Source organism: Methylobacterium sp. CM6247 (genome assembly GCF_054817925.1).
In genome coordinates this window covers 3442433-3455726 of record NZ_JBTXKX010000003.1, presented here as the reverse complement: position 1 = coordinate 3455726, position 13294 = coordinate 3442433, and the positions used below count along the sequence as shown (strand labels likewise).

Here is a 13294-nt window from a genome sequence, read left to right as displayed (position 1 = left end):
CGGCTCCGGTCAGGCCGCCATCGCCCGGCAGGACTCGGCGCAGCGGCGGCATCCGGCGACACAGGTGTCCATGTCGCCGACCGCCTCGCAACTCGCCGCGCAGGCCTCGCAGATCTCGGCGCAGGCCCGACACGTCTGACGGTGCTCCGCGACCCCGAGGAGCATCATGTGCGCGGACGTCCGGCATAGTTCCGCGCAGGCCAGCATGAGGCGGACATGCTCCGGCTCGACATGCTTGCCGCCGGCCGGAAGGCAATGCTCCGACACCATGCCGAGGCAAGTCCGGTAGCAGGTCAGGCATTCGTCGATACAGGCCTTCATGTCGTGGGACGTCATCGAGAGCTTCCTCCGTTGAGGTCATGCAAGACAGTGCATCCGGCCGAGGTACCGTCGGGCGATCGTGCCGCCGCTGCTCGTGGCCCAACCCGGATGATCGGAATGCCGATCCGATGTTGTCGATCCGGCGCGGCCTGGACATTAGCGACGACAACGCATTCTCTGGCGCACGGGTTCTGGCTTTGGAGGCCGGATTTAGAGATAACTTATGTTCGTCGCTCGCGTTCGCCGATGTTAATAGCCTGATTTAATCGGCGGCGTTCGCTGAAGTGTAAGCTCAAGCTTGATTGTGCTTGAGATGACGCGCTCGGAACTCTGGAACTCATGGACTCGGGGGGTGTTTCCGATCGGAGCCCTCGCTTCGGGGTTCGACCCCGCTGCCCTGCTGCGCCACGCGCGTCCGGGGCTCGTCCTGACATTCCGGTTTCGAAAGAGCGCAATGAAAGCACTGTGTTGGCACGGCAAGGGTGACATCCGCTGCGATACGGTGCCCGATCCCCGGATCGAGGATTCGCGCGACGTCATCATCAAGGTGACGTCCTGCGCCATCTGCGGCTCGGACCTCCACCTGATGGACGGCCAGATGCCGACCATGGAGAGCGGCGACGTCCTCGGCCATGAATTCATGGGCGAGGTGGTCGAGGTCGGCCAGGGCTTCACCAAGTTCAAGAAGGGCGACCGCATCGTCGTGCCCTTCAACATCAATTGCGGCGAGTGCCGCCAATGCAAGCTCGGCAACTGGTCGGTCTGTCAGCGCTCGAACCGCAATGCCGAGATGGCGGCCGCGCAGTTCGGCTACACCACCGCCGGCCTGTTCGGCTATTCGCACCTCACCGGCGGCTATGCCGGCGGCCAGGCGGAATATGTGCGCGTGCCCATGGCCGATGTGGGGCCGATGCTGGCACCGGAAGGCGTCGACGACGAGTCGCTGCTGTTCCTCACCGATATCCTGCCCACCGGATGGCAGGGTGCCGAGCATTGCGAGATCAAGGGCGGCGAGATCATCGCGATCTGGGGCGCCGGCCCGGTGGGGTTGTTCGCGATCCAATCCGCCAAGATCATGGGCGCCGAGCGCATCATCGCCATCGAGACGGTGCCGGAGCGGATCGAACTCGCCCGGAAATACGGCGCCACCGACATCATCGATTTCATGAAAGAGGATGTGTTCGAGCGGATCAAGGAGATCAGCAAGGGTGAGGGCGCCGACGGCGTGATCGATTGCGTCGGCATGGAGGCCACCGCCGGCCACGGCGTCGCGGGGATCATCAGCACCCTGCAGGAGAAACTGACCTCGACCGAGCGCCCCTACGTCCTCATGGAGGCGATCAAGGCCGTGCGCCCCTGCGGGATCGTCTCGATCCCCGGTGTCTACGGTGGCCCGCTTCCCATCAATATGGGCTCGATCGTGCAGAAGGGGCTGACCCTGAAGAGCGGCCAGACCCATGTGAAACGCTACCTGGAGACGCTGACGAAGCTGATACAGGAGGGCAAGATCGACATGACCTCGATGATCACCCACCGCTCCACCAATCTCGCGGACGGCCCCGACCTCTACAAGACGTTCCGGGACAAGAAGGACGGGTGCGTGAAGGTGGTCTTCCACCCGAACTGATGGCATCGGCAGGGATATGGCCCGGAACGAGGCCATATCCCACCATAAGCCACGGCCTGCATCGCTATCCCCGTGCCAGGGCGTCCTGAAACTCCGCCTCCGGCAGAAGCGCCCCGCCCGTGGTCCAGACCACATGCGTCGCCTGCGCAGGTACGGCGGCATCGAGATAGGGCCGGATTGCGGCGAACCCCGCCGCTGCCGAGGGTTCGAGCCGCAGGCCCGGACCGGCCCAGAGGCGTTTCACCCAGGCAAACAGGTCGGCATCGGCGACCGTGACCACGGCCTCGATGAGCGGACCGACCGTGCCGGCCACCAGCATCGAGGCGCCGGCTACCGCCAGCCCATCGGCGGCGGTGCGATTGTCGAGGCCGATCTCGTAGACGTCCACCGGGCGCGACAGGCCGGCAGCGAGTTGCACCAGCATGCAGGGCGAGGCGACCGGCTCCACGAAGATGCAGCGGATGGCGTCGCCGAACAGCAGCTTCAGGCCGAGCGTGACGCCGCCGGGCGCGCCGCCGACGCCGCAGGGGAGATAGACGCAGAGCGGGTGGGCCGCATCGACCCTTATCCCGGCCTCGTCCAGCTGGCGTCGCAGGTCGAAGGCCGCTGCCGCATAGCCGAGGAACAGGTCGACGGAGCTCTCGTCATCGACGAAATGGGCGTCGGCCCGCCCCTCGAAGGCCGAGCGTGCCGCCGCGACCGCGCTGCCGTAATCGCCCCGATGCTCGACCACCTGGGCGCCGATATCCCGCAGGCGCTGCTTCTTCCACGCCTTGGCGTCATGGGACATGTGGACCTCGACCGCGAAGCCCAGCGCCCGCGCCATGACGCCGACGCTGAAGCCGAGATTGCCGGTGCTACCGACCGCGACCGTATGCGCGCCAAACGCGTCGCGGGCTTGCGGATCCGCCAGCCGGGCATAGGAATCGCCCGGCCGCAGCAGGCCCTTCTCGAGCCCGAGCCGCTCGGCATAGACCAGGACCTCGTAGACTCCGCCCCGCGCCTTGATGCAGCCGGTGACCGGCAAATCATGGTCGGCCTTCACCCAGACCGCGCCGCCCGTCGGACCCGTGATGGCCTGCGCCACAGGGTCGGAGAGGGGCAACAGGGGCGAATCGATGCGCCCGGTGTCGAGATCGTCGAAGAGATGGCGCAAAAGCGGATCGAAGCGGCGCCAGCGTGCCTCCGCCGCCTCCACATCGGCCAGGGAGAAAGCCAGGCTCGGCAGGAATTCGGCGGCCGACTGGAGGCCGGGATTGAGCCAGGTGGTGGGCCGCGCCTCTCGCACACTCGCCGGGATGGCATCGAGGGCGCGGGCGGGCGACGTGTCGGCATTCATGCTCATGCGTTCCCTTTTCCTATGATCCCGATGGCCCCAGCGCCGTCGCGGCGCTCGATGGACTGGCGGGACCGCCTCGCGCAAGCCTCGCAATCAGAGAACCGCTCACCGTCAAAGGTGCGCATCGTCAGAGATCCATCGGCGCATTGTCCACCACCTCCTTCATGACGAAGAAGGTCCGCGTCTGCCGCACCCCCGGCAGCGCGATCAGGGTCTCGCTGTGCAGGCGGTTGAAATCCGCCATGTCGGAGACGCGGATCTTGAGGAAATAGTCGAAATCCCCGGCCACGAGATGGCAATCGAGCATGGTCGGCATCGCCTGGGCGGCTGCCTCGAACGCGGCGAAGCTCTCCGGCGTCGAGCGGTCGAGCACGACGCCGACGATGACGAGGGACCCCCGCCCGACCTTCTCCGGCGCGATCCGCGCATGGACGCCGCGGATGTAGCCCTCGTCGAACAGGCGCTGCGTGCGGCGGTGACAGGTGGCGGCGCTGGTATTCACCCGCTTGGCGATCTCGGCATTGTTCATGCGCCCATCGGCCTGGAGCAGGCGCAGGATCTTCAGATCGATCCGGTCGAGCGATGGCGACATGGAAGAACCTTCCGCATTTTCGGTAGAAACGATGGTTCGTACTAAGCTTGGCCGGGGAAAACCTGGAATTTCGTGGCACATCTCATCGTCATTCGAGAGCACCTTTCACGGGAGTTTTGCTAGCGTTTGGTTCTCACTGATGCGAGGACGTTGCCAAGCCATGCTGTCGAAATTCGAGCGCTATCCCCTCACCTTCGGCCCGAGCCCGATCGAGAAGCTGTCGCGTCTCACCGACCATCTCGGCGGCGATGTCGAGATCTACGCCAAGCGCGAGGATTGCAATTCCGGCCTGGCTTACGGCGGCAACAAGCTGCGCAAGCTCGAATACATCGTGCCCGACGCCATCGCGAGCGGAGCCGATACGCTGGTCTCCATCGGCGGCGTGCAATCCAACCACACCCGCATGGTGGCGGCGGTGGCCGCCAAGATTGGCATGAAGTGTCGGCTGATCCAGGAAGCCTGGGTGCCGCACGAGGATGCGGTCTATGACCGGGTCGGCAACATCCTGCTGTCGCGCATCATGGGCGCGGAGACGCAGCTCGTGGATGACGGGTTCGACATCGGCATCCGCGAGAGCTGGAAGGCGGCCCTGGAGGATGTGAAGGCCAAGGGCGGCAAGCCCTACGCCATCCCCGCCGGCGCCTCCGTGCACAAGTTCGGCGGCCTCGGCTATGTCGGCTTCGCCGAGGAGGTCCGCGCCCAGGAGGCCGAGATGGGCCTGCGCTTCGACTACATCGTGGTCTGCACCGTCACCGGCTCGACCCATGCCGGCATGGTGGTGGGCTTCGCCGCCGATGGACGTGCCCGCAACGTCATCGGCATCGACGCCTCCTGCACCCCGGCCCAGACCAAGGCGCAGGTGCTCGACATCGCGCAGAAGACGGCCGCCCTCATCGGCGCCCCCGAGATCACGGCCGACGACGTGGTCCTCAACGAGGATTACGCCTATCCGGTCTACGGCGTGCCCTCGAAGGAGACGGTGGAGGCGATCCGCCTCTCGGCGCGGCTCGAAGCCATGATCACCGACCCGGTCTACGAGGGGAAGTCGATGCAGGGGATGATCGATCTGACCCGGAAGGGGTTCTTCCCCAAGGGTTCGAAGGTGCTCTACGCCCATCTCGGCGGCGCGCCGGCCCTGAACGGCTACAGCTACACGTTCCGGAACGGCTGATCGGGACGGTTCATGCGCCGCCGGCTTCCGCCGGAGGCAGGGCGGCCACGAGCTGGCGCAGGAACGCCTGCGCCGCATGCGGCAGCTTGCGGTCCCGCATCAGCTGGACCTGAATGCCGCGCCGCAGGCTCGCCTGCGATTGGATCGGGATGCAGACCAGCTCCCCGAGCCGCACCGGCGTCTGCACGGAAAGCGGCGACATCAGCGCGATCCCCCTCGTCCTTCGGACGAAGGGAAGCAGCGCCGTGAGGATGTTGGAGGTCAGCGTCGGCTCGATGACGATGCCTTCCGCCCGGCAGGCCGCGTCGAAGACGAGGCGCGCCGTGGTGTCGAGGGGCGGCATCGCGATCGGATAGGCCTGGAGTTCGCCGATCCGGATCGATGCCCGGCCGGCGAGCGGATGGTCGGGGGCGGCCAGCGCGACCATCTCCACCACGGCCTCGTAGAACACCGTGACGAGGTTCGTCGGCGCCAGTGCGAAGGTGATACCGATATCGGCGTCGCCCGCCGCCACGACCTGCGTGACCTGTGCCGGGGGAAGAACCTGGATTTCGAAGCGGATGCCGGGATAGCGGGCGTGAAACTCGGCGATGGCGTTCGGCAGCAGGTCGAGGGCGAATCCCTCTGCGGTGGCGACGCGGATGAAGCCCCGTGCCAGCCCGCGCAATTCCTGGATCTCGGCGGCGACCTGCTCGGCCCGCGCCAGGGTCTGCCGCGCATGCTGGGCCAGCAACTCACCGGACGGGCTCAGGACCATGCCGCGCGGCCGGCGCTCGAACAGGACGCAATCGAGCTCCGCTTCGAGATTGGCGATCTGGCGGCTGATCGCGGAGGCGGCGACGTTGAGTTGCGCCGACGCCGCCGCGATGGACCCGGTCCTGGCGACGGCGAGGAAGTAGCGCAGGCCCGACATCTGCATAGGCACGCTCCATTGCCGAAACGGCACGGCAACCATCGATAAATTCTACTTGTTGCGATGTGGAATGCACAACACCATGGCACGAGGAAAAAAGCGGCAGTGCAGATCGGCCACGGGCCGCCGAGCAGCCGGTAGCGAAAGGAATGCGGATCATGGCCAGACATGTTCCCGCGGCAGGCGCCGCGCTCGCTCTCCTGCTGGGGACGTTCAGCGATCCGGCGCTGGCCGGCAAGGCCAACGATACCCTGGTCTATGCCTCGGATACCGAGCCGGAAAACGTGAGCCCGTATCACAACAGCGCCCGCGAGGGCGTCGTGCTCGCCCGCAACGTCTGGGACACCCTGCTCTACCGCGACCCGAAGACCGGCGCGTATCAGCCGATGCTGGCCACCGCCTGGAAATGGGTCGACCCGACGACCCTCGAACTGACCCTGCGCGAGGGCGTCACCTTCCATAACGGCGATGTCTTCGGCCCCGAGGACGTGGCCTTCACCTTCAACTACGTGCTGACGCCCGAGGCGCGCACGGTGACGAAGCAGAATGTGGACTGGATGAAGTCGACGGAGGTGGTGGACGCCAAGACCGTCCGCATCCACCTCAAGACCGCCTTCCCGGCCGCTCTCGAATACCTCGCCGGACCGACCCCGATCTTCCCGGCCGCTTACTTCAAAAAGGTCGGCCTCGACGGTTTCGCCAAGGCCCCCATCGGCACCGGCCCCTACCGCATCACCAGCGTCGAGAACGGACGCGGGGTGAAGATGGAGCGGAACGCCAAGTATTGGCCCGGCAGCCCGATCGGCACGCCAAAGATCGGCAAGCTCGAATTCCGCGTCATTCCCGATGCCGACAGCCGCATGGCCGAACTCGTCACCGGCGGCATCGACTGGATCTGGCGCGTGCCGAGCGACCAGGCGGACCAGCTCAAGGCCGCGCCCAACGTCACCGTGCTCAGCGCCGAGACCATGCGAGTCGGCTTCCTGCAATTCGACACGCTCGGCCGCGCGAAGGAAAACTCGCCGCTGAAGGACCCCCGCGTCCGCCAGGCGATCTCCTACGCCATCGACCGTAAGGCGATGGTCGACAACCTCGTCTGCGGCGGCAGCCGTGTCATGAACGCGGCCTGTTTCATCGACCAGTTCGGCTGTACCGACGAGGGCGTGCCGCGCTACGCCTACGATCCGGCCAAGGCCAAGGCGCTCCTGAAGGAGGCCGGCTATCCCGACGGGTTCGAGATCGATCTCGGCGCCTATCGTGAGCGCGACTACGCCGAGGCCGTCATCGGGTATCTCCGCGCCGTCGGCATCACGGCTCGGCTCAATTACCTGCGCTACGCGGCGCTGCGCGACATGATCCGGAGCGGCAAGGTCTCCATCGCCTTCCAGACCTGGGGCTCGTTCTCGGTCCTCGACGTCTCGGCCTTCACCGGCGTCTACCTCAAGGGCGGCGACGAGGACCTGACCAAGGATCCCGAGACCATCGCGGCGCTCCAGGCCGGCGACGGCGCCACCGATCCGGCCGCCCGCAAGGTGAAATACGCCGAGGCGCTCAAGCGCATCGCGGCCCAGGCCTACATCCTGCCGCTGTTCTCCTACTCGACCAACTACGCCTTCACCTCGGACCTGACCTTCACGGCGCAGCCCGACGAGCTGCCGCGCTTCTACGCAGCGAGTTGGAAGTAAGGGGCGCATCCGAGGTGCGAAGCGCGGCTCATGGAAGGCGTACCCGTTCACTCATCGCGGATGCAGCCCGCGCCGTCCCCTCTCCCCTTTGCGGGAGAGGGTGGCCCGCGAAGCGGGTCGGGAGAGGGGAGCGACGCTTCCGGATAGCGCGCTCCCCTCTCCCGACCCTCGCTGACGCGAGGGCCACCCTCCCCCGCAGAGGGGGGAGGGAGAAGCCCGCGGATCGCTCTCGGCAGAGCCGAACAATCGTCCGGACGACGAACGTCACGACCCGTAACGGACCAAAGGAACCGGCCCATGCTCAGGTTCATGCTGCAACGCATTTTCGTCGCCATCGCGGTCGCCGTGACGGTGTCGGTGGCGAGCTTCATGCTGCTGCACCTCTCCGGCGACCTCGCCGCCGCCATTGCCGGCCCCGAGGCCACCTCCGCCCAGGTCGAGGCGATCCGCGTCCAGTACGGGCTGAACCAGCCGATGCTGGCACAATTCACCGCCTGGGCGTGGAAGGCGCTGCATTTCGACTTCGGCAATTCCTTCTACTTCCGGGAAAGCGTGGTCGACCTCCTCGCCTCCCGCATGCCGATCACCCTGTTCCTCGGCGTGGTGGCGCTGGCCGTCGCCCTGTTCGTGGCGATCCCGCTCGGCGTGCTGGCGGCGGTGAAGCGCGACACCTGGATCGACCGGCTCGCTTTGTCGATCTCGGTGCTCGGTCAGGCGATGCCGAGCTTCTGGTTCGGCCTGACGTTGATCATGATCTTCTCGGTGAACCTGCGCTGGCTGCCGGTCTCGGGCAACACGACCTGGAAGCACTTCGTGCTGCCGGCCATCGCGCTCGGCTATTACGCCATGCCCGCCGTGATGCGGCTCACCCGCAACGGCATGTTGGAGGTGCTGGCCTCGGACTATGTCCGCACCGCCCGGGCCAAGGGCCTGCCCCCGCGAAAGATTCTGATCCGGCATGCGCTCCGCAACGCCGTGATCCCGGTGATCGCACTGGCCGCCGTGCAGTTCGGCTTCATGCTCGGCGGCTCCATCGTCATCGAGGCGGTGTTCTCGCTCCAGGGGCTCGGGCAGCTCGCCTGGGAATCCATCGCCCGTAACGACTTCCCCGTGGTGCAGGCGATCGTCCTGGTCCTGGCGATGATCTACATCGCCCTGACGCTGGCGGCCGACCTTCTCAACGCTTTCCTCGATCCCCGGCTGCGCCAATGACCCTTCAGCCGTCCTCCTCCCCGGTGGCTCCCACCCTTCCCTCGACCGATCTGCTGGTCCAGGCCGGTCCTGTGCCCGACGCGAACGCGCCGCTGCCGGCGTCGCGCTCGCCCACGGCGCTCGCCCTCCGGCGCGGCCTCCATCACGGCGGCTTCATGATCGGGGCCGTCATTCTCGGCGGGATCGTCCTCGCGGCCCTGGCCGCGCCCCTGATCGCCCCGCACGACCCCTATGCCCAGGACGTCTCGCGCCGCCTGATCCCGCCGATCTGGAACGCGAAGGGGACCTGGGACCACGTGCTCGGCACCGACAAGCTCGGTCGCGACTATCTCAGCCGCCTGATCTACGGCAGCCAGATCTCCCTTCTCATCGGGATCGCGGCGGCCTGCATTTCGGGCCTGATCGGCACCGTGCTCGGCATCTGCGCCGGCTATTTCGGCGGCAAGGTCGACGCGGTGGTGAGCTACGTCGTCACCACGCGCCTCGCCATGCCGGTGGTGCTGGTGGCTTTGGCCATGGCCTCCCTGGTGGGCGGCTCGCTGAAGGTGGTGGTCCTGGTGCTGGGCCTGCTGCTTTGGGACCGCTTCGCCGTGGTGACGCGTGCCGCCACCCGCCAGATCCGCGACCAGGATTTCGTCGCGGCGGCCCGCGCCTCGGGCTTCTCGAACGCCCGGATCCTGTTCCAGGAAATCCTGCCCAACATCTTCAACGCGCTCATCGTCGTCGCGACCCTGGAGATGGCGCACGCGATCCTGCTCGAAGCGGCCCTGTCGTTCCTCGGCCTCGGCGTCCAGCCGCCCCTGCCCTCCTGGGGGCTGATGATCGCCGAGGGCAAGCCGTACATGTTCTTCCAGCCCTGGGTCATCACCATCCCGGGCGTCGCCCTCCTCGTCCTCGTTCTCGCCATCAACCTCCTCGGCGACGGATTGCGCGACGTCACGGCTCCCGAGGGGCGGCGCTGAGCGCTTCCCTCGGCTCCCATTCTCACCCGACACAGAGTGGATCCATGTCCCGACACGATGCGATCGCGCATGCCGCGCGCCACTACGACGGAGGCGGGTTCCGCGCCGTCCTGCAGGATGCCGTTGCCCGCCCCACCGAGAGCCAGACGACAGGGCAATTGCCGGCGCTCCATGCCTACCTGTCCGACTTCCTCATGCCCGCCATCGCGCCGCTGGGTTTCACCGGTCGCATCCTCGACAATCCCGATGGCCAGCACGGCCCCTTCCTCATCGCCGAGCGGCACGAGGGCGACGACCTGCCCACCGTGCTGATCTACGGCCATGGCGACACCGTGCGCGGCTATCCCGAACAATGGCGCGCCGGCCTCGACCCATGGGCGATCGTCGTCGAGGGCGACCGCTGGTACGGCCGCGGCACCGCCGACAACAAGGGCCAGCACATCATCAATCTCGGCGCGCTCGAGGCGGTAATGGCGGCGAGAGGCGGACGCCTCGGCTTCAACACCAAGCTCCTCATCGAAATGGGCGAGGAATCCGGCTCGCCGGGCCTGCGCGACCTGTGCCGGGCCGAGGCGCGCGCCCTCGCCGCCGATGTGCTCATCGCCTCCGACGGGCCACGGGTGAGCGCGGAGCGCCCCACCCTCTTCCTCGGCTCGCGCGGCGGTTACACGTTCGAGCTCATCGTGAACCTGCGCGAGGGCAGCCACCATTCGGGCAATTGGGGCGGCCTGCTGCGCAATCCCGGCACGGTGCTGGCCAACGCCATCGCGACCCTGGTCGACGGGCGCGGCAAGATCCTCCTCGATGCCCTGCGGCCACCCGCGATCCCCGAGGGCGTGCGGGCGGCGCTCGCCGACATCGCGGTGGGCACCGACCCCACCGCGCCGAGGATCGACGAGGATTGGGGCGAGCCCGGCCTCAATGCGGCCGAGCGCGTCTTCGGCTGGAACACCCTCGAAGTGCTGGCCTTCAAGACCGGCGACCCGGATGGCCCGCTGAACGCGGTGCCGCCCCACGCCAAGGCGACGCTGCAGCTGCGCTTCGTCGTCGGCACCGACTGGGAGGGCCTGATCCCGGCCGTGCGCGCCCATCTCGACGCCAACGGTTTCCCCATGGTCGAGGTGCGGGCGGCCCGTTCGGAAGTGTTCCGCGCCACCCGCCTTCCTGTGGAAGATCCCTGGGTCGGCTGGGCGCTGGCCTCCATCGAGGCCAGCACGGGCAAGCGCCCGGCATTGCTGCCCAATCTCGGTGGCTCGCTGCCCAACGACGCCTTTTCCGAGATCCTCGGCCTGCCGACCCTGTGGGTACCGCATTCCTACCCGGCCTGCCTCCAGCACGGTCCGGACGAGCACCTGCTCGGGCCGATGAGCCGGGAAGCGCTGATGCTGATGGCGGGCCTGTTCTGGGATCTCGGGGAGACCGGACCCGTCATCCGGGCGAAGCGCGCCGCGAAACGGGAGACCTGACCATGAGCGAGCCAGTCGTCAGCATCCGCAACCTCACCCTGGCCCTGCCGAAGGGGGCGGACCGACCGCATGCGGTTGAGGATCTCTCCCTCGACCTGATGCCGGGCAAGATCCTCTGCGTCGTCGGCGAATCGGGCTCGGGAAAATCCATGAGCGCCTATGCGCTCACCGGTCTGCTGCCGCGTGCCCTCACGCCCGTCGGCGGCAGCATCGTGTTCGAGGGGCGGGACCTACTCACCCTCGGCGAGCGCGACTGGCGTGCTTTGCGCGGGCGCCGCATCGCCATGGTGTTCCAGGAGCCCATGACGGCGCTCAACCCGGTCATGCGGATCGGCGACCAGATCGCCGAGATGTTCGAGGCGCATGGCCTTCTCACCAAGGCCGAGCGGCGGGCCAAGGCCATGGCGCTCGCCACCGAGGTCGGCCTGCCCGACCCGGCGCAGATCGTGCGTGCCTATCCGCATCAGCTGTCGGGCGGACAGCGCCAGCGCGCGATGATCGCCATGGCTCTGGCATTGGAGCCGTCGATCCTCGTCGCCGACGAGCCGACCACGGCGCTGGACGTCACCACCCAGGCGCAGATCCTGAAACTCGTCCGCGACCTGCAGCGGCGGCGGGGCATGAGCGTCCTGTTCATCACCCACGATTTCGGCGTGGTCGCGGACATCGCCGACCATGTGGCGGTGCTCCAGCGCGGCAAGCTGGTGGAATCGGGCTCCGCCGACGAGGTCTTGCGGAACCCCCAGCATCCCTACACCAAGGCCCTGCTGGCGGCGGTGCCTAGCATCGTGCCGCCGGAGCGCGAATCACGGGAAGGCGCGCCCATCGCTCTGTCTGCCATCGGCTTGACGAAAACCTACACCTCGCGCCGGGGCCTGTTCGGGCCGCCGCGCATCGTCCACGCGGTCAAGGAGGTGGCGTTCGACGTCCGCCGCGGCGAGACCCTGGGCCTCGTCGGTGAATCGGGCTCGGGCAAATCCACCACGGCGCGCCTCGCCATCCGGCTCATCGACCCCGACCAGGGCACCGTCCGCCTCGGCACGCTCGATTACACGGCGCTGGGGCCGCGGGCGCTCCGCGCCGAGCGCAAGCGCATCCAGATGATCTTCCAGGACCCCTTCGCCTCCCTCAACCCGCGCCGGACCGTGGAGCAGATCATCACCGCCGGGCCGATCGCCCATGGTGTTCCGGCCCGCGGGGCCAGGGCGCGGGCGCGCGACCTGCTCGATCTCGTCGGCCTGTCGCCCAGCGCCGCCGAGCGATATCCGAACGCCTTCTCCGGCGGCCAGCGCCAGCGCATCGGCATCGCCCGGGCGCTCGCCATGGAGCCCGACGTGCTGGTCGCCGACGAGGCCGTCTCGGCCCTCGACGTGTCGGTCCAGGCCCAGGTGCTCGACCTTCTCGAGGATCTGAAGCAGCGCCTGAACCTCGCGATGCTGTTCATCACCCACGACCTGCGCGTCGCGGCCAAAATCTGCGACCGGATCGCGGTGATGCATCGGGGGGAGATCGTGGAACAGCGGCCGACCGCCGACCTGTTCCGCCGGCCGGACCATCCCTACACGCGCGATCTGCTCTCGGCCGTGCCGGGATTGCAGATGGAGCGGGCCTGAGGCGCGAGAGGGGTTACTTGCGCCAGGCGTCGATCAAGGAGGTTACCGGCTCGACCACGTAGGACAGAAGCGAGGTGGCCCAGCCCCTCGCCCTCGCGCCGATCGATGGCTTGCCCTGTCGACGGGCCTCGGCCTCGGCCGCCTGGGCCACCAGCATCGCCGAGACGTAACTGTTCTCCAGGCTCTTGCACTCGGCCAATGCGGCCTTCTGCGCGGCATGGGTCGGCAGGCCGGCGGGTTGCCCGGAGAAGGCCTGCCGCACGCATTTGTGCCAGCGCCGCTCCAAGAGATCGAGATCGGCTACGGCGGTCGGCACGTCCTGCGCCGTCGCTTCCTGAACCATGGCACCCGACGATGCCGCGATGCCCGCCATGATCGCAGCGGTCATCAGGG

At 67.6% G+C, this 13294-nt stretch carries 12 protein-coding genes; 7 read left to right on the top strand and 5 right to left on the bottom strand.

Annotated features, from left to right (window positions below; all coding sequences use genetic code 11):
• Nucleotides 1-9: 9 nt before the first annotated feature.
• Nucleotides 10-336, bottom strand: coding sequence for a four-helix bundle copper-binding protein (locus tag ACYQOP_RS17205; protein WP_461223207.1), 327 nt, complete (start codon nucleotides 334-336; stop codon nucleotides 10-12).
• Between the two features lie 439 nt (nucleotides 337-775).
• On the opposite strand from ACYQOP_RS17205, the gene ACYQOP_RS17200 reads away from it, so the two are divergent.
• On the top strand, nucleotides 776-1948 hold the full coding sequence (locus ACYQOP_RS17200) for a zinc-dependent alcohol dehydrogenase (protein ID WP_207411930.1): 1173 nt from the start codon (nucleotides 776-778) through the stop codon (nucleotides 1946-1948).
• A 64-nt stretch (nucleotides 1949-2012) separates the two neighbouring features.
• On the opposite strand, the gene ACYQOP_RS17195 is transcribed toward ACYQOP_RS17200, so the two are convergent.
• The gene (locus tag ACYQOP_RS17195; RefSeq protein ID WP_461223206.1) at nucleotides 2013-3293 is read right to left on the bottom strand and encodes a D-serine ammonia-lyase; all 1281 of its coding nucleotides are present in this window, start codon (nucleotides 3291-3293) and stop codon (nucleotides 2013-2015) included.
• 121 nt (nucleotides 3294-3414) lie between these two features.
• Nucleotides 3415-3879, bottom strand: a complete 465-nt coding sequence (locus ACYQOP_RS17190) for an Lrp/AsnC family transcriptional regulator (protein ID WP_056146793.1) — start codon at nucleotides 3877-3879, stop codon at nucleotides 3415-3417.
• A 160-nt stretch (nucleotides 3880-4039) separates the two neighbouring features.
• On the opposite strand from ACYQOP_RS17190, the gene ACYQOP_RS17185 reads away from it, so the two are divergent.
• Entirely contained in the window at nucleotides 4040-5050 is a 1011-nt protein-coding gene (locus tag ACYQOP_RS17185) for a 1-aminocyclopropane-1-carboxylate deaminase (protein WP_461223205.1), read from the top strand.
• Between the two features lie 10 nt (nucleotides 5051-5060).
• On the opposite strand, the gene ACYQOP_RS17180 is transcribed toward ACYQOP_RS17185, so the two are convergent.
• Nucleotides 5061-5969 (bottom strand): LysR family transcriptional regulator, encoded by a 909-nt coding sequence (locus tag ACYQOP_RS17180; RefSeq protein WP_056427151.1) that lies wholly within the window; start codon nucleotides 5967-5969, stop codon nucleotides 5061-5063.
• 152 nt (nucleotides 5970-6121) lie between these two features.
• On the opposite strand from ACYQOP_RS17180, the gene ACYQOP_RS17175 reads away from it, so the two are divergent.
• The 5 genes from ACYQOP_RS17175 (at nucleotide 6122) to ACYQOP_RS17155 (ending at nucleotide 12901) form a co-directional block, all read left to right on the top strand.
• Entirely contained in the window at nucleotides 6122-7648 is a 1527-nt protein-coding gene (locus tag ACYQOP_RS17175; RefSeq protein ID WP_461223203.1) for an ABC transporter substrate-binding protein, read from the top strand.
• 297 nt (nucleotides 7649-7945) lie between these two features.
• Entirely contained in the window at nucleotides 7946-8860 is a 915-nt protein-coding gene (locus tag ACYQOP_RS17170) for an ABC transporter permease (protein WP_461223201.1), read from the top strand.
• Complete coding sequence (locus tag ACYQOP_RS17165) at nucleotides 8857-9822, top strand: ABC transporter permease (RefSeq protein ID WP_461223200.1); 966 nt, start codon at nucleotides 8857-8859, stop codon at nucleotides 9820-9822. The genes ACYQOP_RS17170 and ACYQOP_RS17165 overlap by 4 nt, the downstream gene beginning before the upstream one ends.
• A 44-nt stretch (nucleotides 9823-9866) precedes the next feature.
• On the top strand, nucleotides 9867-11288 hold the full coding sequence (locus ACYQOP_RS17160; RefSeq protein ID WP_461223199.1) for a M20 family metallopeptidase: 1422 nt from the start codon (nucleotides 9867-9869) through the stop codon (nucleotides 11286-11288).
• 2 nt (nucleotides 11289-11290) lie between these two features.
• Nucleotides 11291-12901 (top strand): ABC transporter ATP-binding protein, encoded by a 1611-nt coding sequence (locus ACYQOP_RS17155; RefSeq protein WP_461223198.1) that lies wholly within the window; start codon nucleotides 11291-11293, stop codon nucleotides 12899-12901.
• Between the two features lie 13 nt (nucleotides 12902-12914).
• Here the strand turns inward: ACYQOP_RS17155 and ACYQOP_RS17150 are convergent, their stop codons facing one another.
• Nucleotides 12915-13289, bottom strand: coding sequence for a hypothetical protein (locus ACYQOP_RS17150; protein ID WP_311273792.1), 375 nt, complete (start codon nucleotides 13287-13289; stop codon nucleotides 12915-12917).
• Nucleotides 13290-13294 lie beyond the last annotated feature (5 nt).

Bases quoted from the DNA above. Each gene is read 5' to 3' on its own strand.
- ACYQOP_RS17165 (WP_461223200.1), top strand. From the start codon at position 8,857: ATGACCCTTCAGCCGTCCTCCTCCCCGGTGGCTCCCACCCTTCCCTCG.
- ACYQOP_RS17180 (WP_056427151.1), bottom strand. From the start codon at position 5,969: ATGCAGATGTCGGGCCTGCGCTACTTCCTCGCCGTCGCCAGGACCGGG.
- ACYQOP_RS17200 (WP_207411930.1), top strand. From the start codon at position 776: ATGAAAGCACTGTGTTGGCACGGCAAGGGTGACATCCGCTGCGATACG.
- ACYQOP_RS17155 (WP_461223198.1), top strand. From the start codon at position 11,291: ATGAGCGAGCCAGTCGTCAGCATCCGCAACCTCACCCTGGCCCTGCCG.
- ACYQOP_RS17150 (WP_311273792.1), bottom strand. From the start codon at position 13,289: ATGACCGCTGCGATCATGGCGGGCATCGCGGCATCGTCGGGTGCCATG.
- ACYQOP_RS17190 (WP_056146793.1), bottom strand. From the start codon at position 3,879: ATGTCGCCATCGCTCGACCGGATCGATCTGAAGATCCTGCGCCTGCTC.
- ACYQOP_RS17205 (WP_461223207.1), bottom strand. From the start codon at position 336: ATGACGTCCCACGACATGAAGGCCTGTATCGACGAATGCCTGACCTGC.
- ACYQOP_RS17160 (WP_461223199.1), top strand. From the start codon at position 9,867: ATGTCCCGACACGATGCGATCGCGCATGCCGCGCGCCACTACGACGGA.
- ACYQOP_RS17185 (WP_461223205.1), top strand. From the start codon at position 4,040: ATGCTGTCGAAATTCGAGCGCTATCCCCTCACCTTCGGCCCGAGCCCG.
- ACYQOP_RS17195 (WP_461223206.1), bottom strand. From the start codon at position 3,293: ATGAGCATGAATGCCGACACGTCGCCCGCCCGCGCCCTCGATGCCATC.
- ACYQOP_RS17170 (WP_461223201.1), top strand. From the start codon at position 7,946: ATGCTCAGGTTCATGCTGCAACGCATTTTCGTCGCCATCGCGGTCGCC.
- ACYQOP_RS17175 (WP_461223203.1), top strand. From the start codon at position 6,122: ATGGCCAGACATGTTCCCGCGGCAGGCGCCGCGCTCGCTCTCCTGCTG.